The following is a 21,813-nucleotide window of genomic DNA, read 5'->3' as shown; positions in this document are numbered from 1 at the left end:
AAGGGTCCGTGGCTCTGGATCGTCCTGGCAGTGGTGGGCGTGCTGCTCGCCTTGCAGTTCCTCGCGCCCGGAGGCGGGTGGGACGAGGTCGAGACCTCCGAGATGGAGAACTACATCTCCACCGGTCAGGTCAAGGACATCACCTTCATCGACAACGACCAGGAGATCCAGGCCACCCTGGACGACGACGTCGACCGCGATGGCGGCAAGAAGATCTCCACGCACTGGGTCAGCGGTCAGCAGAACGACCTGATCCGCCAGGTGCGTGAGCAGGTCGAGAAGGGCACCATCGAGAAGTCGAACTCGGAGAACCCGCGGCCCAGCTTCCTCGGCCAGCTGCTGGCCACCCTGCTGCCCTTCGCGCTGATCATCCTGCTCTTCATCTTCCTGATGAACAGCGTCCAGGGCGGCGGCGGCCGGGTGATGCAGTTCGCCAAGTCCAAGGCGAAGCTGATCAGCAAGGACATGCCGAAGAACACCTTCGCCGACGTCGCCGGCTGCGAGGAGGCGATCGAGGAGCTCGGCGAGATCAAGGAGTTCCTGCAGGAGCCTGCCAAGTTCCAGGCCGTCGGCGCCAAGATCCCCAAGGGCGTGCTGCTCTACGGCCCGCCCGGAACCGGCAAGACGCTGCTCGCCCGCGCGGTGGCCGGTGAGGCCGGCGTGCCGTTCTACTCGATCTCCGGCTCCGACTTCGTGGAGATGTTCGTCGGCGTCGGCGCCTCCCGCGTGCGCGACCTGTTCGAGCAGGCGAAGGAGAACGCCCCCGCGATCGTCTTCATCGACGAGATCGACGCCGTCGGCCGGCACCGTGGCGCCGGCATGGGCGGCGGTCACGACGAGCGCGAGCAGACCCTCAACCAGCTGCTGGTCGAGATGGACGGCTTCGACGTGCGCGGCGGCGTCATCCTGATCGCCGCGACCAACCGTCCCGACGTGCTCGACCCGGCGCTGCTGCGCCCGGGCCGCTTCGACCGCCAGATCCAGGTCGACGCCCCCGACCTCAAGGGCCGTCACCAGATCCTCAAGGTGCACTCGCGCGGCAAGCCGATCGCACCCGACATCGACCTGATGAGCGTGGCCCGTCGCACCCCCGGCTTCACCGGTGCCGACCTCGCGAACGTGCTCAACGAGGCCGCGCTGCTCACCGCCCGCCAGGGTGGCAAGCAGATCGACAACGCCTCCCTCGACGAGGCGATCGACCGCGTGATCGCCGGTCCGCAGCGCCGCACTCGCCTGATGAGCGAGCAGGAGAAGCTGATGACCGCCTACCACGAGGGCGGCCACGCCCTGGTCGCGGCGGCCCTGCCGGGCACCGACCCGGTGCACAAGGTGACGATCCTGCCGCGCGGTCGCGCGCTGGGCTACACCATGGTGCTGCCGGACGAGGACAAGTACTCCCAGACCCGTAGCGAGATGCTCGACAAGCTCGCCTACATGCTCGGTGGCATGGCCGCCGAGGCGCTGATCTTCCACGACGTCACCAGCGGTGCCGGCAATGACATCGAGAAGGCCACCAACCTGGCCCGCGCGATGGTCACCCAGTACGGCATGACCGAGCGCCTGGGCGCGGTGAAGCTGGGCGACAGCAACTCCGAGCCCTTCCTGGGCCGCGACATGGGCCACCAGCGCAACTACTCCGAGGAGACCGCAGCCGCGGTCGACGAAGAGGTCAAGAAGCTGCTCGGCACCGCCCACCAGGAGGCCTTCGACATCCTCGAGGAGAACCGCGACGTGCTCGACGCGCTCGTGGTCGCCCTGATGGAGAAGGAGACCCTGGACAAGGCCCAGGTGGCCGAGGTCTTCGTGCCGCTGCGCCGCCGTCCAGTGCGCCCGGCCTGGACCGGCTCGCCGACCCGGGTCCCGTCGTCCATCCCTCCGGTCGCGGTGCCCGCCTCCGCGAAGGCGAACGTCAGCAACGGCGAGGTCGAGGGCGGCACCGTGATCACCCCACCCGGCCCCGGCGGCGACCTGCACGGCGACCCGTCGAGCGACACCGCAGGCCCGGCATGACCAACCCGATCAGCTACGAGGTAGGACCGCAGGACGTGCCCCAGTTCGACCATGACCGTGCCGAGGCCGCGGTCCGCGAGCTCCTCTACGCCATCGGCGAGGACCCGGACCGCGAAGGCCTGCGCGAGACGCCGGCCCGGGTCGCCCGCGCCTACGCCGAGGTGACCTCCGGTCTGCGGATGGCGCCTGAGGACGTCCTCACCACCACCTTCGACATCGGTCACGACGAGATGGTGCTGGTCCGCGACATCGAGCTCTGGTCGATGTGCGAGCACCACCTGGTGCCGTTCACCGGCGTCGCCCACGTCGGCTACATCCCGGCCGAGACCGGCAAGATCACCGGCCTGTCCAAGCTGGCCCGGCTGGTCGACGTCTTCGCCAAGCGCCCGCAGGTGCAGGAGCGGCTGACCACCCAGGTGGCCGACGCACTCGTGGAGATCCTCGAGGCTCGCGGGGTGATCGTGGTGATCGAGGCCGAGCACCTGTGCATGACCATGCGCGGGGTGCGCAAGGCCGGCGCGCGCACCATCACCTCCGCGGTGCGCGGGATCATGCACAACCCCGCCACCCGCAGCGAGGCCATGGCGCTGATCCACAGCAGCCGCTGACATGAGCTCGCGAGCCTCCAGCCTGGTCGCCGCGGATCTCGGACGCCCGCAGGTGATGGGCGTGGTCAACGTGACCCCGGACTCGTTCTCCGACGGCGGTCGCTTCCTGGCCACCGACGCGGCGATCGCGCACGGGCTGGTGCTGCTGGAGCGCGGCGCCGACCTGATCGACGTCGGCGGCGAGTCGACCCGTCCGGGCGCCACCCGGCCGCTGGTCGGCGAGGAGCTGGACCGCGTCGTCCCGGTGATCACCGCGCTCGCCGACGCCGGCGCGACGGTCTCGGTCGACACGATGCGCTCCGAGGTGGCCGAGGCGGCGGTGGCTGCCGGCGCCCTGGTCGTCAACGACGTCTCCGGCGGCCTGGCCGACCCGCGGATCCTGGACGTGGTCGCGGCCAGCGACGCCGCCTACGTGCTGATGCACTGGCGCGCGCACAGCGACCAGATGCAGCAGCTCACCCACTACGACGGCGGCGTGCTGGCCGGCGTGCGGGCCGAGCTCGCCGCCCGGGTGGAGGCGGCCCTGGCGCGCGGCGTCGAGGCGTCACGGCTGATCCTCGACCCCGGGCTGGGCTTCTCCAAGACCCCGGAGCAGAACTGGCAGCTGGCCGGTGCCTTCGAGGAGGTCGCCGTCCAGGGCCTGCCGATCCTGATCGGTGCCAGCCGCAAGTCGTTCCTCGGCCACCTGCTCGCCGACGACGCCGGGCCACGCCCGGTCGGCGAGCGCGAGGCCGCGCACACCGCCCTGATCGCGCTGCTCGCGCTCCGCGGCGTCTGGGGCCTGCGCGTGCACGATGTCCGAGCCTGCCGCGACGCGCTCGCGGTGGTCACCTCCTGGAAGGACGGAACCCCGTCATGACCGATGAGCTGAGCATCGTCGGCGTCGAGTGCTACGGGCACCACGGCGTCTTCGAGTTCGAGCGGCGCGAGGGCCAGATCTTCGTCGTCGACCTGACGCTGGGCCTCGACACCCGCCCCGCGGCAGCCAGTGACGACCTCGCCGACACGGTCGACTACGGGACCTTGGTGGCCGCCGTGAAGGCGGCTGTGGAGAACGATCCGGTGGACCTCATCGAGAAGGTGGCCCAACGGGTTGCCGATGTGTGCCTGTTGGACCCTCGTGTTGAATGGACCCGGGTCACCCTGCACAAACCGGATGCGCCCATTGACGCGACTTTCTCGGATGTCGCGCTGACGATCACTCGGAAAAGGACGACTTCGCCATGACTGAGACACCCAACCCCCACATCATCGACGCCGACACCCTCACCGGTGAGATGCGTCCGATCCGGCGCTGCGTCCTGGCCATCGGATCCAACTTGGGCGAGCGGTTGGCGAGTCTTCAAGGTGCGGTCGACGCCCTTGCTGACACCCCCGACGTCTGGGTCACCTCCGTCTCGCCGGTCTACGAGACCGAGCCGGTCGGCTGCCCCGAGGGCGCCGACAACTTCCTGAACGCCGTCGTCCTCATCGACAGCACCCTCTCCGCGGCCACCCTGCTCGACCGGGCCCTCGCGGTGGAGGACGCCTTCGGGCGCGAGCGCGACGGCACCGCCAACGCGCCGCGCACCCTCGACGTGGACCTGATCGTGGTCGGCGACCGCCGTGCCAACGACGAGAACCTGCGCCTGCCGCACCCGCGTGCCGGTGAGCGCGCCTTCGTGCTGCGTCCGTGGCACGACCTGGAGCCGGACGCCGTCCTGGTCGACTCGGGCCCGATCGCGGACCTGTTGGAGGGCCTGGACCAGTCCGGCCTCAAGCTGCGCGACGACCTCTCCCTCGAGATCCACTGATGGGCAACGGGTGAGCCGGGCCGAGCTCGGCCACGTACGACCGACCCATCCGGGCCCGGTCGTCGCGGCCGCAGTGATCGGCCTGGTCGGCGGCTGGTCGCTCCGGCCGGTCGCCCAGTGGCTGGGCGAGGTCCCGCCGCTGGTCACCTGGGTCCAGGTGGGCGTGCTCTACTTCGTCGCCCTCTTCCTGGCGGCGGTCGCCTGGCAGACCCGGCGCCTGGTCTCCCGGCCGCTGGCGCTGGCGCCGAACCGCGCCGTCAACCGGCTGGTGCTGGCCAAGGCCTGCATCCTGGTCGGCGCGGTGGTCGGCGGCGGCTACGGCGGCTACGCGCTGACCTGGATCGGCAGCGAGTCGGCGCTGGTCGGGGAGCGGATCCTGCGCTCCGGGCTGGGCTCGCTGGCCGGTCTGCTGATCCTGCTCGCCGCGATCTGGCTCGAACGCTGCTGCCGGGTCCGCGAGGACGACGACGCCGAACCCTCAATGTGACCTCAGCGCGCGTCCGGCGACCTAAAGCGAGCGCTGAGGTCACATTGAGCGTGACCTGCGACTCGCGCGTCGCGTCCCAGAACCGGCTTGTTCCTCGCCTAGGCTGATGCCATGGCCACCACCAACGCTCGCCGTCGTCAGCGGAGCACCCGGATCACGGTTGCTGTCGCCCTTCTCGTGGTCGCCGCCCTTGCGGTCGCCGGCGCCGCGATGAGCGGATCGCTCGGCGTGGTGCTGGGCGCTGCCGTGGTGGCGCTGGTGCTGGGGGCCGCCTCCACCAAGATCATGCACTCCGAGCTGCTGACCTCCCGCCAGGAGGCCGCCCGCGATCGCGCCGAGCAGGCCCAGGCCTACCGCGAGATGGAGGCCGTCCGGGTCGCCGAGAACCAGGCCTTCGCCCGGGCGATGACCGAGCGGATCGCCGAGCGCCAGCAGCTGATCGGCGACCTCGAGGGTGAGCTGGCCCGTACCCAGCGCAAGGTCGCGGAGACCACGCTCAAGCTCGGCGCCGAGGCCCGTCGTGCGGCCCGCGCCGAGGCGGCGATCACCGACGAGACGCGTCGTGCCGACGACGCCGACGAGCGCGCCGCCGAGGCGATCGTCCGGGTGGCCGAGCTGGAGCAGGAGCTCGACGTCCTTCGTGCCGAGCTCGACGCCTGGCAGGCGGTCGCCACCGAGCAGACCCGCCAGCGCGCCTGAGGTGTCCCTGCGGGCGCGGCTCAGGGCCTGGTCGCGACGCGGCTCCCGGTCGCCGCTGAGCCCGGACCGGCTCGCCGCCGTCGACCGGTTCGGTGAGACGCCGGCCGTCGCCCACCTGCTGCCCACCTGGCTGCCCCGGGCCCGCCGGCTCTCGCCGGTGGCGCTGCTGAGTGAGGCACGCCCCTTCCTGATCGACGCCGAGCAGGCTGCCGAGGCCGACTTCGCGGCACTCGGTTCGCTGCTCGCGCGGGCGCTGGCGCGGCTGCGTGACGCCGACGCCGGCCAGGTCGCCGTCGACGACCGGGCCCGCGCCTGGCTGGCTGCTACCGGACGCCGCGCCGCACTCGCCGACTTCGTGGTGGAGCGCGCCTTCGTCGGCGACAACGTGGCGACCCGGATCCACGACGGCCGGATCCTGGCCGACTACGGCCCGCTGCTGCCGGCCGAGGCCCCCGAGGCGCTGCTGGAGCTGCACCCCGAGCAGTCGCCGCTGGAGCTGCGGATCAGGCGCTGCCGCCGGGTCGGCGAGCAGGCCGAGATCGAGCTGATCGCCGTGGTCCGGGTGGTCGACTTCGCGAGCACCCCGCCGCGCTTCACCCTCACCCGGGCGGGGGAGCCGGTCGCCTTCACCACCCAGGGCGACCCGGCCGCCACCCGGTTCAGCGCACGCCGCTTCCAGAGCCACGACGCGGGCTCGCTGAAGCTCTCCCTCGACCTCGGCCAGCAGGCCGACCTGGAGGTCCGCGTCGAGCTGGACGGCGTCGTCCGCACCGCCCGCCTCGCCCACCAGCGGGTGCTGGCCCGGCTGCCCAAGCCGGCCGGGCCCAGGGCCGCGACCGGCGTCCGGGTCGAGGGCCGGGAGCTGGTGATCGACGGCGCGGACGTCGTGCTGCCGCTGTGGCACGAGCCGTTCGGCCTCCCCGCGCGGCCGCGACCTGCCGGCCCGCTCCCGCTGGGCCGCGACGTGCCGGTGGCCGAGGAGCTCGCCGGCACCCTGCCCGCCACGCTGAGCACGACCGAGCAGCTGATCGAGCTGGTCGCGGAGAAGGGGCTGCTCAAGGTCCGGCTGCTGCCGCCCCTGACCGAGGACGAGCGCGGCCGCTACCGCCAGCAGCAGCTGCAGCGCCTCGAGCCGCCGATCGCAGCCGACCACGTGCTCTTCTCGGCCTACGCCGGGCGCGGGATCACCGACAGCCCGGCCGCGATCTTCGCGGAGCTGCGCCGCCGGCGTCCCGACCTGCGGCTCAGCTGGGCGATCACCGACCACTCGGTGCCGGTGCCGGAGGGTGCGGAGCCGTTGATCGCGCACAGCCGGGCCTGGCACGAGGCCTGGGCGAGCGCCCGCCTGGTGGTGACCAACGTGGAGGTCCAGCGCAACTTCGTGCCGCGCCCCGGCCAGACCCTGCTGCAGACCTTCCACGGATACCCGTCGAAGTCGATGGGCAAGGTGCTGTGGGAGTCGAAGAACTTCTCGCCGCGCAAGATCGAGTACCAGCTCGACCACACCTCGCGGACCTGGGACCTGCTGCTCACGCCGCACCCGTCGATGGACCGGCACTACCGCGAGCAGTACGACGTGCGCGGCACGATCCTCAACCAGGGCTACCCGCGCAACGATGCGCTCGTCGTCGACACCGAGCCGCGCCGGGCCGAGGCGCGGCGCCGCCTGGGCATCGGCGAGCAGCAGATCGCCGTGCTCAATGCGCCCACCTGGCGCGACGACGCCGCCACCGACTTCCGCTCCGCGGCGCTCGCCGACCACCTCGACACGGCCCGGCTGATCGAGGAGCTGGGCGAGGGGTTCGTGGTGCTCCAGCGCGGCCACCGGTTCAACGCCGCCGGCGTCGATCGCCCCGGCGTCATCGACGTCACCGAGTACCCGGAGATCAACGACCTGATCCTGGCCGCGGACGTGGCGGTGCTCGACTACTCCTCGCTGCGCTTCGACGTCGCGATCACCGGCAAGCCGATGCTCTTCCTGGTGCCCGACCTGGCCGACTACGCCGACGGCGCCCGCGGCTTCCTCTACCCGTTCGAGGAGAGCGCGCCCGGCCCGCTGCTGAACACCACCGCCGAGGTGATCGCCGAGCTGCGCGACCTGCCCGGCCTGCGGGAGCGCAGCGCACCGCTGATCGCGGCGTTCAACGAGCGCTTCAACGCCTTCCATGACGGCGGCGCCGCGGCTCGCGTGGTGGACGCGATCGACGAGGTCCTGGCGCAGGGCTGAACCAGCCCGGAGCGGAGTCGTGGAGTTTCCGGCGCCGCCGGGGCGCGGACCGTCTAGGGTCTGCGGCATGAGGAGACTGTTGGTCACCGGTGGTGCCGGCTTCATCGGCTCGAACTTCGTGCATCACCTGCTCACGCACACCGATGCCCGGGTGACCGTTCTCGACAAGCTGACCTATGCCGCGAACAAGGACGCGCTGACCCCGCTGCTCGGCGACCGTCTGGAGCTCGTCGTCGGCGACGTCGCGGATCGTGCGCTGGTCGAGCGGCTGGTCGGCGAGCACGACGCAGTCGTCCACTTCGCCGCCGAGTCGCACAACGACAACTCGCTGCGCGACCCGGAGCCGTTCATCGCCACCAACATCCTGGGCACCTTCGCCCTGCTGGAGGCGGTGCGCGCAGCGGGCACCCGGTTCCACCACGTCTCCACCGACGAGGTCTACGGCGACCTCGAGCTCGACGACCCGGAGCGCTTCACCGAGGAGACCGCCTACCGTCCCAGCAGCCCGTACTCGGCCTCCAAGGCCGCCTCCGACCACCTGGTCCGTGCGTGGGTGCGCAGCTTCGGGGTCCAGGCGACGCTCTCCAACTGCTCCAACAACTACGGGCCCTGGCAGCACGTGGAGAAGTTCATCCCGCGGCAGATCACCAACCTGATCGAAGGGCGCCGGCCGCGCCTGTACGGGGCCGGGCAGAACGTCCGCGACTGGATCCATGTGGATGACCACTCCGCCGCGGTGTGGCAGATCCTCAACGAGGGCCGGATCGGGGAGACCTACCTGATCGGGGCCGACGGCGAGCGGAACAACCTCGACGTCGTCCGCGCCCTGCTGGCGCACTTCGGTCGTGCCGAGGACGACTTCGACCACGTCGTGGACCGGGCCGGACACGACCTGCGCTACGCGATCGACGCCACCAAGCTGCGCACCGAGCTGGGCTGGCGCCCGCAACACGGCGACTTCGCCGAGGGACTGGCCCGCACCGTCGACTGGTACCGGGCGAACCAACAGTGGTGGGGCCCGCTGAAGGCCGCCACCGAGGCCGCCTACGCGGCGCGGGGGCAGTGATGGCGCAGGCGCTCACCCTGACCGAGACGCCGATCCCCGGCCTGCTGATCGTCGATCTGCCGGTGCACGAGGACGGACGCGGCTGGTTCAAGGAGAGCTGGAACCGGGAGAAGATGCTCGCCCTGGGCCTGCCCGACTTCGGTCCGGTCCAGCAGAACGTCTCCTTCAACACCCGGCGCGGCGTCGCCCGCGGCATCCACACCGAGCCCTGGGACAAGCTGGTCTCGGTCGCCACCGGACGGGTCTTCGCAGCCTGGGTCGACATGCGCGCCGGCGAGACCTTCGGCACCGTCTTCACCACCGAGATCGGCCCGGACCGGGCGGTCTTCGTCCCTCGCGGCGTCGGCAACTCCTACCAGACGCTCGAGGACGCGACGGCCTACGTCTACCTGGTCAACGACCACTGGCGTGCGGGCGCCTACCCGGCGCTCGACCTCGCCGACCCGAGCCTGGGCATCGCCTGGCCGATCCCGCTCGCGGAGTGCGAGATCTCGGCCAAGGACCGCAGCGAGAACCCGGCTCTGGCCGAGGTCACCCCGATCCCCACCCGCTCGACCCTGATCCTGGGCGCCGACGGACAGCTCGGCCGCGCGCTGAGCGCCCTGCTCCCGGACGCCGTGCGGTTCACCCGCGCCGACGGCGACCTGGGTGAGGCCGAGGTGTTGGCCGGCATCGACTGGCGCCGTCACGACGTGGTGATCAACGCCGCCGCCTACACCGCGGTCGACGCGGCCGAGACGGTGGACGGCGCGGCGGCCTGCTGGGCGGCCAACGCGCACCTGCCCGCACGCCTGGCCACGCTGGCCGGCGAGCACGGGTTCACCCTGGTGCACTACTCCAGCGACTACGTCTTCGACGGCGAGCGGGCGCTCCACGACGAGCAGGAGCCGTTCGCCCCGCTGGGCGTCTACGGCGCGGCGAAGGCGGCCGGGGACCTGGCCGTGGCGGGGGCTGCGCGGCACTACCTGCTGCGCACCTCCTGGGTGGTCGGCGACGGGGCGAACTTCGTGGCCACCATGGCCCGGCTCGCGCGCGACGGCGTCCGCCCGCAGGTGGTCGGCGACCAGGTCGGGCGGCTGACCTTCGCCGACGAGCTGGCACGCGCCACCGTGCACCTGCTCAACGCCGGCGCCGAGCACGGCACCTACAACGTGAGCAACGCCGGTGAGCCGATGAGCTGGGCGCAGATCGCCGCCGTCGTCTTCGACCTGCTGGGGCGGGACCCGGGCGACGTCGCCACGATCAGCACCGCGGAGTACGCGGTGGGCCGGGCGATGGCCCGGCGGCCTGCGCACAGCACGCTGGACCTGGCCAGGCTGCGGGCCACCGGCTTCGCGCCGCAGGACCAGCGCGAGGCGCTGCGCGCCTTCGTCAGCGACCTTCGGCCAGCAGCGACAGCAGGTACCGGCCGTAGCCGCTCTTGAGCTGGGCCTCGGCGCGCTCGGTCAGCAGCGCGTCGTCGATGTAGCCCAGCCGCCAGCCGATCTCCTCGGGGCAGCCGATCTTGGTGCCCTGACGGGCCTCGATCGCGCGCACGTAGTTGCCGGCCTCGTTGAGGTCGTCGAAGGTCCCGGTGTCCAGCCATGCCGAGCCGCGGGGGAGCACCTCGACGTGCAGGCGCCCCTCCTCCAGGTAGCTGCGGTTGAGGTCGGTGATCTCCAGCTCGCCGCGGGCCGAGGGCTGCAGCTTGCGGGCGCGGGCCACGACGGAGTTGTCGTAGAAGTAGAGGCCGGGCACCGCGTACGGGCTGCGCGGCGCGGTCGGCTTCTCCTCCAGGGAGATGGCGATCCCGTCGTCGTCGAACTCGACCACGCCGTAGGCGGTGGGGTCGGCGACCCGGTACCCGAAGACGGCGGCGCCGTCGAGGTCGGAGAACCGGTTGAGCCGGGTGCCGAGGCTGGCGCCGTGGAAGAGGTTGTCCCCGAGGATCAGCGCGCAGTGGTCGTCGCCGATGTGCTCCTCGCCGATCAGGAACGCCTGGGCGATCCCGTCCGGGCTGGGCTGGGTGGCGTAGCTCAGGTCGATCCCGAACTGGCTGCCGTCGCCGAGCAGGCGCCGGAAGAAGTCCGACTCGTGCGGGGTGGAGACCACCAGGATGTCCCGGATCCCCGCCAGCATCAGGGTGGAGAGCGGGTAGTAGACCATCGGCTTGTCGTAGAGCGGCAGCAGCTGCTTGCTCACGCCGAGGGTGATCGGGTGCAACCGCGAACCGGTCCCGCCGGCCAGGATGATGCCTCGCATGGCGCGAGTCTAGGGATGAGGGCGGCCACGTAGGGGCGAATGCCGCAACCCGCTCGCTCCTCGGCCAGCGCCTGGCCCGCTGGCGGCACATGGCATGATTTCGCGCATGTCTGTGACCTCTCGGCTCCGCCACACCGTGGTCACGACAGCAGCTCGTGGCCGGCGTTTCACGCTGCGTACCCGCGCCGGACGCCGTCTGGTCACCCCCGAGATCTCGGTGATCATCCCGTTCTACAACGTGGAGGCGTACCTCGAGGAGTGCCTCGACAGCGTCCGCGACGGCGGCGTCGCGAACATCGAGGTGATCCTCGTGGACGATGGCTCCCCGGACGGCTCACGGGCCATCGCGGAGCGCTTCGCGAGCCACGATCACCGGTTCCGGCTGATCACCCAGGCCAACGCCGGCCTCGGTGCCGCGCGCAACACCGGGGTCCGCGCCGCGCGCGGGCGCTACCTGACCTTCGTCGACTCCGACGACCTGCTCGCCCCCGGCGCGCTGCGCGAGCTCCTGGCCTCGGCGCAGGAGAGCGGCTCGCAGATCGTGGTGGGCGCCGTCGAACGGTTCACCGCCGCCCGGCGCTGGCGGGCCTCCTGGGTGCGCGAGGTGCACAAGGTGCCGCTGCGCGGGGTGCGGGTGGAGCGGAACCTGCCGCTGCTGCGCAACCTCTACACCTGGAACAAGCTGTACCGGCGCGACTTCTTCGAGGCCCAGGGGCTCTGGTTCCGTGAGGGCGTCTCCTACGAGGACCAGCCGATCGTCACCCAGCTGCTGCTGGCGGCGGACGCCGTGGACGTGCTGCCGAGCGTCGTCTACCGCTACCGGGCGCGTGACGACGGCTCGTCGATCTCGCAGCAGACCAGCACCGTCAAGGACCTGCGCGACCGGGTCTCGGCGTGGCGCGAGACCGAGGTCGCCCTGCGCGAGCAGCCCGAGGCGGTCAAGCAGGCCTGGTTCCAGACCCTCTTCGATGCGCACTTCATCTGGTACGTGACCAGCGACGGCACGGTGGACGACGAGTACTGGGGCATCCTGCGCGCCGTCGTCGTCGAGCTGACCGACAAGGCGCCGGCGGTGGTCTGGGCGCAGGCGCCGGCCCGCAGCCGGGTGCTGCTGGAGCTGGTGCGCCAGGACCGCCGGGCCGAGGTCCAGGAGTTCGCGCGCCGTGACGCCCATCAGCGGGTGATCCTCTTCGACGCCGACCTGACGCCGTCCGGCATCGACCTCAAGCTTCCGTTCCGCGACGACCCGGCGCTCGACCCGGACCTCTTCCTGGTCCGGCCCGAGCAGATGCAGGTCGGGCATCGGCTCGACGAGCTGCGCCAGGTCGGCGACGAGCTCCAGGTGGCCGGCTGGGCCTACGTGCTGAAGGTCGACCTCGCCCGCAACGAGCAGCAGGTCGAGCTGGTCCTGGTCGGCGACGACGGCCGCGAGCTGGCCGTGGCGACCACCCCCGACCCCGACTTCTGCCAGCGTCACGACCTGCTGCCGCCGGACGTGGACGACTGGTGCGACTACCGGCCGGGCCGGTTCACCGCCCGGATCCCGCTGGCGCAGGTCGCCGACGGCGACTGGCAGCTGAGGCTGCGGGTACGGGTCGGCGGCCATGTCGTGGACGACCTGGTCACCAAGGTCTTCCGCCGCGGGCCGTTGGGCGTGCCGCCGGCCGTCCTGCTCGCCGACGGCAGCCGGCTCGGGCTCGCCGCGCGTGCCGGCCACCCGGTGACCCTGCGCCGACTGCCCGGCACCGTGCACGTCGAGCAGCCCCGGCTGGACGGCCGGGTGCTGAGCGGGCGCCTCGCCGGTGCCGGTGCGGAACTGGTGGAGACGATCGAGGCCGCGGTCGACACGTTCGTCGTCCGCGAGCGGGTGGCGGGCGACGGGCGCTTCGAGATCACCCTGCCGGTGCCTCCGCAGCTGAGCGAGAGCGCGCCGAGCCGGCGGTGGGCGCTGCGCACGGGGAACGGCGAGCCGCTGCTCAGCCACGACGACGCGGTCGGCGACCAGGCGAGCGCCGGGCTGCGCCTGGACCGGGACCGCCGTCTCGTGCTGGGTGTCCTGGATCAGTTGCGCGGCGTCGAGTTCGCCGATGTGGTGAGCACCGGCTCCGGCACGCTGACCTTGTCGGGCCGAGCCTTCGGTGCCGGCGTCACCCGGATCCGGGCGACGCTGCTCAGCGCGCACACCCGGACCCGCAGCCACGCCGCCGAGGTGGCCGACACCGCGTTCCGGCTCGACGTTCCGCTGAGCCACGAGGTCTTCCGCTTCGGCGACCTGCCGCTTCCGGTGGGCAGCCACGCGATCCAGGTCGAGGTCGAGATCGCGGGCGAGTGGCGCGAAGTGCCGGTCGCCAATGCGCAGAGCCTGCTCGAGCGGCTGCCGATCAACCTCACCGACCAGGCGCTGCGCGGCTCCGTGGGCCGTGGCGCCCGCGACGCGCTCGAGGTGCAGATCAACCGGCCGACCGGCGCCGGCAGCACCCGGCAGAGCCAGGCCGCACTGGTCCGGGCCGCCGAGGGCAGGCGCGGGAGCGCCAGCAACCGCGGCATCCTGTTCCGCTCCTACTTCGGGGAGAAGGCGACCGACAACGGCGTCGCGATCCAGGCCGAGCTGGCCCGGCGGGGCTCCGATCTTCCGGTCTACTGGGCGGTGCAGGACCACGCGACGCCGGTGCCCGAGGGCGGCCGGCCGGTGGTGGTCAACACGCCCGAGTGGTTCGACCTGCTCGGCTCGGTGACCTACTACGTCGACAACATGTACCAGCCCACCTACCACCACAAGCCCGAGGGCCAGGTGCTGGTGCAGACGTTCCACGGCTACCCGTTCAAGCAGATGGGGCTGCCGCACTGGCGCCACCAGCACTTCGCCCAGTCGCTGATCGACTCCTACGGGCGGCGCTCTGCGGAGTGGGACTACCTGGTCTCGCCGGCCCGCTACGCGACCCCGCTGCTGACCCGCGACTTCGGGTACGACGGCCCGGTGCTGGAGATCGGCTACCCGCGCAACGACGTGCTCTTCGCCGCGGACCGCGACCAGGTCCGCGAGGCGACCCGCGCCTCGCTGGGCCTGCGCCCCGGCCAGCGCGCCGTGCTCTACGCCCCCACGTTCCGCGACTACCTCGCGCGCAACAACAACGAGGCCGCGATGTCGGACTTCCTCGACTTCGAGACGATCCGGCGCGAGCTCGGCGAGGACACCGTCGTGCTGCTGCGCGGCCACGCCTTCAACGCGCGGACCGGGCAGCGCACCGGCAGCATGGACGGGATGATCGACGTCACCGACTACCCGGAGGTCGCCGACCTCTACCTGGCGGCCGACGTCTGCATCGCCGACTACTCCTCGCTGCGCTTCGACTTCGCCGTCACCGGCAAGCCGATGATCTTCCTGGTGCCGGACCTGCAGCGCTATGTCGACTCGCGGGGCTGGCTCTTCGACTTCGAGCCGACCGCTCCGGGGCCGCTGGTCTCCACCACCGAGGAGGTGGTGCACCACCTGCGCCACCTCGATGCGGTGGTCGCCGACCACGCCGGTGCCTACGAGAAGTTCCGGGCGGAGTTCCTCGACCTGGAGGACGGCCACGCCGCCCAGCGGTTCGTCGACGCCGTGATCGCACCCCGTGGTGACGCCTGAGGTGAGCGAGCCGTCCAGCGGGACCCGGAGCGACTTCCGTCCCGACATCCAAGGGCTGCGCGCGGTCGCCGTGCTCCTGGTCGTCGTCTACCACCTGTGGCCGAACCGGCTCTCCGGCGGCTTCGTCGGCGTCGACGTCTTCTTCGTCGTCTCCGGCTACCTGATCACCCGGCACCTCGCCGAGGACGTCGAGCGTCAGGGCCGGGTCCGGCTGTGGCGGTTCTGGGCGCGCCGGGCGCGCCGGCTGCTGCCCGCCTCCCTGCTGGTGCTGGTGCTCTCCCTACTCGCGGTCTGGGCCTGGCTGCCGCAGACGGTGTGGGAGCGCACCGCCGAGCAGGTCGGGGCGAGCGCGCTCTACGTGCTGAACTGGAAGCTCGCCGCCGACGCCGTCGACTACTCCGCGCTGAACGCGGAGGCGACGGTCGCCCAGCACTACTGGTCGCTCTCGGTCGAGGAGCAGTTCTACCTGGTCTGGCCGCTGGTGATCGCGTTCCTGCTGCTGCTCGGGAGGCTCTTCGCCCGGGGCGGTCGGGCGCTGCCGGTGCGCCGGCTGATCGGTGGGGGCCTGGTGCTGATCACCGTGCTCTCCCTGTGGTGGTCGATCCGGCAGACCGCCGAGGACCAGGCGGTGGCCTACTTCGTGACTCCGACCCGGGTCTGGGAGTTCGCCCTCGGCGGCCTGCTCGGCCTGATCTGGCACCGCGGCCTGGTGCCGGCGCGTCTCGGCGCGCTGCTGGCCTGGTGCGGTCTGTTGGCGATCGGCTGGTCGTCGCTGGTCTACGACGGCGCCTCCGCCTTCCCCGGCTGGATCGCACTGGTCCCCGTGCTGGGCACCGTGGCAGTGCTCGCCGGTGGCGCCTCGCCGACCCGGTGGGGCCCGCAGTGGCTGTCGTGGCGCCCGAGCGTCTTCGTGGGCACCATCTCCTACTCGACCTACCTGTGGCACTGGCCGCTGATCGTGGTCACGCCGTTCGCGCTGGACCGGGCGATGAGCACCCCGATCGGCGTCGGCATCCTGCTGGCCTCGCTGCTGCTGGCCTGGGCCACCACCAAGCTCGTAGAGGACCCGCTCCGCGTCGGGCGGCTGCTGCGCCCGACCGGCGCCTCGCTCGGCTTCGCGGCGATGGCGATGGCGGTGGTGATCGCCTGCAGCTCCGCCCTGGTCGCACTGATCCCGGACGACGGCCCGGCGCGTGCGTTGCCGACCGACACCCGCAGCTGCGTGGGCCCGGGTGCCCTGGACCCGGCGAACGGCTGCGAGTCGGTGCTCGGCGGCAAGCCGCGACCTGGACCGGTCCAGGTCGCCAAGCAGAACAGCGACGTCGCCTACCCCGGCTGCCAGGCCTCCTTCGCCGGCTCCGAGCTGGTCTCCTGCGACCTGGGCGCCGCCCCCGAGGAGGCCACCCGCACGGTCGCCCTGGTCGGCGACTCGCACGCCACCTCTTGGATGCCCGCCCTGGACGCGCTGGGCAAGGAGCACGGCTGGACGGTCCGGACGTATGCGAAGACCTCCTGCCCGCCCACGCTCGCGCGCCGTGTGCTCGAGGGCGAGACCGACGCGAGCTGGGCACCGGCCTGCGGGGAGTGGATCCGCAAGGTGCGCGACGAGATCATCGACGATCCTCAGGTCGGCTCGGTCTTCGTCGCCTCGTACTCGAGCGCCTACACCTTCGAGGCGCCCGACGACCTGCCGATGTCCGACCCGGCAAGCGAGGGCTTCGACGCGCTGTGGGGCGCTTGGCTGGACGCGGGGCGCGACGTGCTGGCCTTCGGCGACGTGCCTCGCACCCAGGGCGACAACGTGCCGACCTGCCTGGTCGAGTCGAGCGATGCGATGGACTGCGCGGTGCCGGTGCGCAAGGCACTGCCCAAGAACATGGTGATCACGAGGGCCGCCTCCCGTCTGAAGCCGCAGGGCGTCGTCCCGATCACGCTGCGGGACCAGTTCTGCGACGACCGCTGGTGCTACCCCGTGGTCGGCTCGGTGATCGTCTACCGCGACTACTCCCACCTCAGCAAGGAGTACGCCGAGGCGTTGGTGCCGTTCATCGAGCCGCAGCTGCCGGACGCGTTGCGCGGCCCTGGCGGCTCGGTGGGCTGAGTAGGCGATGATCTAGGCTCTGCGCGTGAGCCGCCAGATCCACGACCGCCCGCACGCGCTCTATGTTGCGTGGGGATTCCCGCCCTCGCGAGGCGGCGGTGTCTATCGGGCGCTGGCGAGCGCGAACGGCCTCGTGGAGGCTGGATTCGATGTCACCGTGCTGACTTGTGAGCGCGAGGCGTTCGAGCGCTTCACCGGCGTCGACCCCTCCCTGGAGGCCGCCGTCCACCCGGCGATCGAGGTCGTCCGGCTGCCGTTCGACTGGCCGGCCAAGGAGGTCGACATCCGGCGCTGGCCCGAGGCTCGGGCCCAGCAGCCGGTTGCTTGGCTGCTGCGGCGTCAGGAGGAGGATCGCCGCGACTTCCCGGAGACCAGCTACGGGCACTGGGCGAAGCCGCTGGAGGAGGCCGCGTTGGCGATCCACGCCCAGCGGCCGGTCGATCTGGTGATCGGCACCGCGAACCCGAACGTCGACCTGGTCCCGGCACTGGTCCTGCATGAGCGGTTCGGTGTGCCCTTCGTCTACGACCATCGCGATACCTGGACCCTCGACATGTACAACGAGTGCGAGGCCAACACCGACGATCCGCGGGTCGCGGAGATCGAGCTCCGGCTGGTCAGCGACTCGGTGGAGACGTGGTTCGTCAACGAGCCGATCGCCGACTGGCATCGGCAGCGCTACCCCGAGCACGCGGAGAAGATCCTGGCTGTGCCCAACGGGTTCGATCCGGACTTCTCTCCGCTGCCGGCGCCACGGCGAGCAGCGCAGGAGAACGGCCCCGTCAGGTTCGGCTACATCGGCACGATGACCCCCTACATGCCGATGCAGGAGTTCGTGGACGCCTGGGCGATCGCCGCTGATCGGCTGGCCCCTGGCGAGGCCGCCGCAGACTTCTACGGCTACCTCGGGTTCTACGGCACCCCGCATCGCGGACTGAGTGCTCTGTTCGCCGATGCCGACGAGAGCGGTGCGCGCTACCTGGGCCCGCTGCCCAAGGGTCAGGTCCGTGACGTCTACGCCGGCTTCGACGTGTTGCTGCTGATCATCGGCAGTGGTCGCTACCTCACCTCGGGCAAGGTCTACGAGTACATGGCCAGCGGCCTGCCGATCGTCTCGGTCCACGATCCCTCCATCGACGCCTCCCGGGTCCTGGCCGACTACCCGGGGTGGTTCCCGGCGGCAAGCCTGGAGCCTGCCGACATCGCGGACGCCTTGGTGGCGGCCGCAGAGGCCGTGCGCCAGGCGACGCTGCCCTCCCTGGAGGCGGCCACCAGCCACGCGCAGGCCTATGAGCGCAGCCGGATCCTGGGCCCCAGGTTCGACCGGCTCTTCACCCTGATCACCGGCAAGGACTGAGAGATGCGCGTACTGATCCTCACCACCCGGCCGAAGCTCTCGGCACGCACGGTGCGTTCGTGGCGCAGCGAGCTCGGGGTGGCGAAGGGCGACCTGAGGCTGGTCGCCATGCCCGCCAGCTTCGCGGGCCGGCCGATGCCGGCGGCATCCGTGATCCTGCTGCCGCGCAGCCGTAGGTGGGGAGCCTTGCCGTGGTCCGCGGCCGTGACGAGCGGCCGGGAGGCGCACATCCTCGGCGGAAGGCGAATCCCCCGCGCCCTTGAGGCACGGATCGGGCGTGCCTTCGACGACTGGCGCTCGCGCAAGCCGCGTGAGCTCGACCCCGATCTGGTCTCCGCCCGGTTCGCGGCGCAATGCGCGACCCTGCCGCAGATCGCACGGCAGTTCTCCCGCGCCGACATCGTGATCGCCCTCGACCCTGGGGCCTGTCGTGCCGCCTGGCAGATGGCCCAGCAGGCGGAGACCCCGCAGGTGCTCTTCGGCCTGGCAGCCGGCTCCCAGGCGGTGGCGGAGGCACGCCAGAGGGGTGGCCTCGGCCAGTGACCGACCCCACCACGCTGCCCCAGGACGTGCTGATCGTGCGCTTCGCCGAGGCGGACACGCAGCCGGCCGGCGGCACGGCGGAGCTGGCCGCGGCGTTCGCCGAACGCGGCTGGACCCAGCGGATCGTCACGATCGTCGAGGGCCGAGGCCCGGAGGGCGCCGCGACTGACGCCGGAACCGTCGTCGTGCAGGCGCGGGTGGACCGGCCCGATCTGCGGGCCTGGCCGCCGCAGCGGGTGGCCGACCCCAGCGGTTGGCGCGAGGCGGTCGGTCCCGACGACGCCGGGCTGTGGGAGCCGCAGTGGACCGACCAGGTCCGCACGGCGATCGCCGATCGGGTGGCGCAGCAGCGCCCGGACCTGCTCTACGTCGCCACCGCGGTCTGGAGCATCGCCGACGCCGTCCGCGCGGTTGCCGCCGAGCACGGCATCCCGTTCGTCCTGGAGCCGCAGTGCGTGCGGCCGCCGGGTCTTCGGCGCGGACTCGGCTCGGTGCTCGGCCCGGTGACCGAGGTGGAGCGCGAGGTCGTCGCCGCGGCGTCCGCCGTGCTGGTGCCGACCGACGCCATCGAGGAGTGGGCGGTGCAGCACCCGCAGGCGCGGGTGCTGGCCCTGGGGCTCTCGGCCAGCGAGGCCCCTGCCGCCCTCGCGCCCACCGAGGCCGCGAGCCCCGGTGTGGTGACGGTGCTCGGGGGAGTCCCCGGCAGTGCTCCGCTCGGCGAGCTCGTCGACGCCTGGCAGCTGGCGCGCACCGGCGACCAGGAGCTCCTCTGGTGGGGCGCCGAGCCACTCGACCGCTCGCAGCGCTCCCTGCTCGACGAGGCGGCGCCGCTCGGGGTGCGACGCACAGGCGGGAACGACGATCAGGCGTTGGCTGCGGCCTCGCTGGTGGTGGCGCTGCTGGGCGATCGCCAGGGGCTGCCCCAGGGCGCGACCACTGCGCTCGCGGCCGGGACCCCGGTGCTGCTGGTGGCCCGGCCGGACCATGCGGCGCTCGCCGCCGCCGCCCAGCCGGGCGTCGTCGCCGTCCCGGCACAGGCCGACCTGATCGCGCGGGTGCTGGCCGCGCCGCCGCCGCGGCACCGACCGGACCACGCTGCCGTCGCCGCCGTGGTGGCCGGCGCCTGGGGCGACGCCGTCGGCGCGCTGCTCGCGGAGGCGATGGCATGAAGCGGATGCTGGCGATCTCCAGCAAGGCGTGGACGCCGAAGCGGGTGAGGCGGCTGCGCGCCGCACTGCGCCATGACGACGTCTGGCTGCACCTGGTCTCCTCGGCCGACGACTCGCCCGCGCAGGTCGACGCCGACCGCTACGACACGCTGCTGGCTCCACCGCCGGCCACCGGCCTCAAGCGGCTGCTGACCCGACCGCGCCCGACCTCGCCCGCCGACAGGTTGCGTGAGGCGTGTGCGGCAGGCGGCCCGCTCGCTGACTGGGCAGCCGGCGCGGACGCGGTGCTGGTCCCGCGCGAGGCCGACTGCCGGCTCCTCGCGCCACTGCTGGCCATCGCCCCGGTCCCCGTCGTGCACCCGACCGCGCGCCGCGACCTGGTCCGGGCCGGGGTGCTGGACGAGCGGCGCCCAGCTCCTGAGGACGAGCCTCTGCCCGTCGTCCCGGACGCCGACACCCGGCTGCTGATCGGCCCGGCGAACTTCGCCGGGCAGGGCCATGCCTGGGCGCGCGCTGTGGAGCGCCTCGACCCACGGACCGTGGCCCGCAACGTGCGCTTCGGCACGCTGGACAACCCGTTCCCCTCCGATCTGACGCTCGGATTCCCGACCCTGCACAGCAACCCCGCCTGGCGCGCCGCCTGGCGGGAGTGGGTCACCGGCTCCTTCACCCACGTGCTGCTCGAGGCGAACCGGGCGATCCTGCCCACCCGCAGCGTCACCGGGTTCCAGCAGGTCGACGAGCTGCGCCGCGCCGGGCTGCAGGTCGCGATGCTCTCGCACGGCTCGGACGTGCGAGTGCCGTCGATCCATGCCGAGCGAGAGCGGTGGCACTCCTACGGGGCCTTCGCACCCGAGCCGCTGGCGGTGATGGAGCACAACGCGCGGCGCAACCTGGAGCAGTACCTCGCCTTCGACGGCCCGGTCTTCGTCTCCACCCCCGGCCTGCGCGCGTTCCTGCCGGACGGCATCTGGGCCCCGGTCGTGGTCGACGTCGCGATGTGGCGCACCGAGCAGCCGCTGTGCACCGGCCGCCTGCCGGTGGTGGCCCACGCCCCGAGCAACGTGCAGAAGGGCTCGCACCTGATCGACCCGGTGCTGCAACGCCTGCACGACGAGGGCGTCGTCGAGTACCGCCGGATCCAGGGCGTGCCGTTCGCCGAGATGCCGGGGATCTACCAGGCCGCGGATCTGGTCGTCGAGCAGTTCGGCGCGGCCGACTACGGCACCGCTGCCTGCGAGGCGATGGCGGCCGGACGGGTGGTGGTCAGCAGGGTCCACGAGGACGTGCGCCGCCATGTCCGGGAGCGCACCGGACTCGAGCTGCCCATCGTCGAGGCCGACCCCGACACCCTGGAGCAGGTGATCCGGAGGTTGGTGGCCGACCCCGAGCGGTGCCGGCAGGTCGGCGCCCAGGGCGCCGAGTTCGCGGAGCGGGTGCACGACGGCCGCTACTCCGCGGCGGTGATTGCGGCATGGATGCACGGCCCGGGCGCGCCGTCTGAGACGATCAACCCGCTCGAAACACGAGGAGAGGACGACCAAGGTGAGTGACAACACGCCCATTCCGGCTGCCCGGCCGGTCATCGACGAGAGCGACATCGAGGCTGTCGTCCGGGTGATGCGCTCCGGCATGGTCGTCCAGGGCCCGGAGGTGAAGGCCTTCGAGGAGGAGTTCAGCGCGGTCTCCGGCTCGGAGCACTGCGTCGCCGTCAACTCCGGCACCTCGGCGCTGCACATGACGCTGCTCGCGCTCGGGCTCGGCCCCGGCGACGAGGTCATCGTGCCGTCGTTCTCCTTCGCCGCCACCGCCAACGCGGTGCGCCTGGTGGGTGCGGAGCCGGTCTTCGCCGACATCGACGCCGACACCTACAACCTCGACCCG

At 72.1% G+C, this 21,813-nt stretch carries 18 protein-coding genes; 17 read left to right on the top strand and 1 reads right to left on the bottom strand.

The window, feature by feature from the left end; all coding sequences use genetic code 11:
- The 10 genes from ftsH to ABD151_RS08245 form a co-directional block, all read left to right on the top strand.
- Positions 1–2,010: ATP-dependent zinc metalloprotease FtsH (gene ftsH, locus ABD151_RS08290; RefSeq protein ID WP_343993197.1), on the top strand; the 2,010-nt coding region annotated here is incomplete at its 5' end.
- Positions 2,007–2,618: a GTP cyclohydrolase I FolE gene (gene folE, locus ABD151_RS08285; protein WP_343993195.1), complete on the top strand. Its 612-nt coding sequence runs from the start codon at positions 2,007–2,009 to the stop codon at positions 2,616–2,618. The genes ftsH and folE, both read left to right, overlap by 4 nt.
- Position 2,619: 1 nt before the next feature.
- Positions 2,620–3,477, top strand: coding sequence for a dihydropteroate synthase (gene folP / locus ABD151_RS08280; RefSeq protein WP_343993193.1), 858 nt, complete (start codon positions 2,620–2,622; stop codon positions 3,475–3,477).
- Positions 3,474–3,845 (top strand): dihydroneopterin aldolase, encoded by a 372-nt coding sequence (folB, locus tag ABD151_RS08275; protein WP_343993191.1) that lies wholly within the window; start codon positions 3,474–3,476, stop codon positions 3,843–3,845. The genes folP and folB overlap by 4 nt, the downstream gene beginning before the upstream one ends.
- Positions 3,842–4,411: a 2-amino-4-hydroxy-6-hydroxymethyldihydropteridine diphosphokinase gene (folK, locus tag ABD151_RS08270; RefSeq protein WP_343993189.1), complete on the top strand. Its 570-nt coding sequence runs from the start codon at positions 3,842–3,844 to the stop codon at positions 4,409–4,411. Before folB ends, folK begins: the two co-directional genes overlap by 4 nt.
- A 10-nt stretch (positions 4,412–4,421) precedes the next feature.
- A complete protein-coding gene (locus ABD151_RS08265) occupies positions 4,422–4,898 on the top strand; it encodes a DUF3180 family protein (protein ID WP_343993187.1) in 477 nt (158 codons plus the stop codon).
- A gap of 111 nt (positions 4,899–5,009) precedes the next feature.
- Entirely contained in the window at positions 5,010–5,597 is a 588-nt protein-coding gene (locus ABD151_RS08260; protein ID WP_343993185.1) for a hypothetical protein, read from the top strand.
- Position 5,598: 1 nt separating this feature from the next.
- Positions 5,599–7,824, top strand: coding sequence for a CDP-glycerol glycerophosphotransferase family protein (locus tag ABD151_RS08255; protein ID WP_343993183.1), 2,226 nt, complete (start codon positions 5,599–5,601; stop codon positions 7,822–7,824).
- A 67-nt stretch (positions 7,825–7,891) separates the two neighbouring features.
- Entirely contained in the window at positions 7,892–8,890 is a 999-nt protein-coding gene (gene rfbB / locus ABD151_RS08250) for a dTDP-glucose 4,6-dehydratase (RefSeq protein WP_343993181.1), read from the top strand.
- Positions 8,890–10,314 (top strand): sugar nucleotide-binding protein, encoded by a 1,425-nt coding sequence (locus ABD151_RS08245; RefSeq protein ID WP_343993178.1) that lies wholly within the window; start codon positions 8,890–8,892, stop codon positions 10,312–10,314. Before rfbB ends, ABD151_RS08245 begins: the two co-directional genes overlap by 1 nt.
- Here ABD151_RS08245 and rfbA read toward each other — a convergent pair.
- A complete protein-coding gene (gene rfbA / locus ABD151_RS08240) occupies positions 10,262–11,131 on the bottom strand; it encodes a glucose-1-phosphate thymidylyltransferase RfbA (protein WP_343993176.1) in 870 nt (289 codons plus the stop codon). The two genes, ABD151_RS08245 and rfbA, sit on opposite strands and share 53 nt — an antisense overlap.
- Positions 11,132–11,237: 106 nt before the next feature.
- Between rfbA and ABD151_RS08235 the strand changes: the two genes are divergently transcribed.
- From ABD151_RS08235 to ABD151_RS08205, 7 genes are all read left to right on the top strand, one after another.
- Complete coding sequence (locus ABD151_RS08235; protein WP_343993174.1) at positions 11,238–14,759, top strand: bifunctional glycosyltransferase/CDP-glycerol:glycerophosphate glycerophosphotransferase; 3,522 nt, start codon at positions 11,238–11,240, stop codon at positions 14,757–14,759.
- A gap of 1 nt (position 14,760) precedes the next feature.
- Positions 14,761–16,860, top strand: a complete 2,100-nt coding sequence (locus ABD151_RS08230; RefSeq protein ID WP_343993172.1) for an acyltransferase family protein — start codon at positions 14,761–14,763, stop codon at positions 16,858–16,860.
- 25 nt (positions 16,861–16,885) lie between these two features.
- The gene (locus ABD151_RS08225; protein WP_343993170.1) at positions 16,886–18,217 is read left to right on the top strand and encodes a glycosyltransferase family protein; all 1,332 of its coding nucleotides are present in this window, start codon (positions 16,886–16,888) and stop codon (positions 18,215–18,217) included.
- Positions 18,218–18,220: 3 nt separating this feature from the next.
- A complete protein-coding gene (locus tag ABD151_RS08220; protein ID WP_343993169.1) occupies positions 18,221–18,760 on the top strand; it encodes a hypothetical protein in 540 nt (179 codons plus the stop codon).
- The gene (locus ABD151_RS08215) at positions 18,757–19,929 is read left to right on the top strand and encodes a hypothetical protein (RefSeq protein ID WP_343993167.1); all 1,173 of its coding nucleotides are present in this window, start codon (positions 18,757–18,759) and stop codon (positions 19,927–19,929) included. The genes ABD151_RS08220 and ABD151_RS08215 overlap by 4 nt, the downstream gene beginning before the upstream one ends.
- Positions 19,926–21,482 (top strand): glycosyltransferase family protein, encoded by a 1,557-nt coding sequence (locus ABD151_RS08210; protein WP_343993165.1) that lies wholly within the window; start codon positions 19,926–19,928, stop codon positions 21,480–21,482. Before ABD151_RS08215 ends, ABD151_RS08210 begins: the two co-directional genes overlap by 4 nt.
- A gap of 67 nt (positions 21,483–21,549) precedes the next feature.
- A partial coding sequence (locus ABD151_RS08205) for an aminotransferase class I/II-fold pyridoxal phosphate-dependent enzyme (protein ID WP_343993390.1) occupies positions 21,550–21,813 on the top strand: 264 nt, incomplete at its 3' end.

It is taken from the genome of Nocardioides dubius (genome assembly GCF_039528155.1).
In the GTDB taxonomy this organism is placed as follows: domain Bacteria; phylum Actinomycetota; class Actinomycetes; order Propionibacteriales; family Nocardioidaceae; genus Nocardioides; species Nocardioides dubius.
Note: the sequence above shows the minus strand (reverse complement) of the source record. Positions and strands in the feature narration are given on the sequence as shown.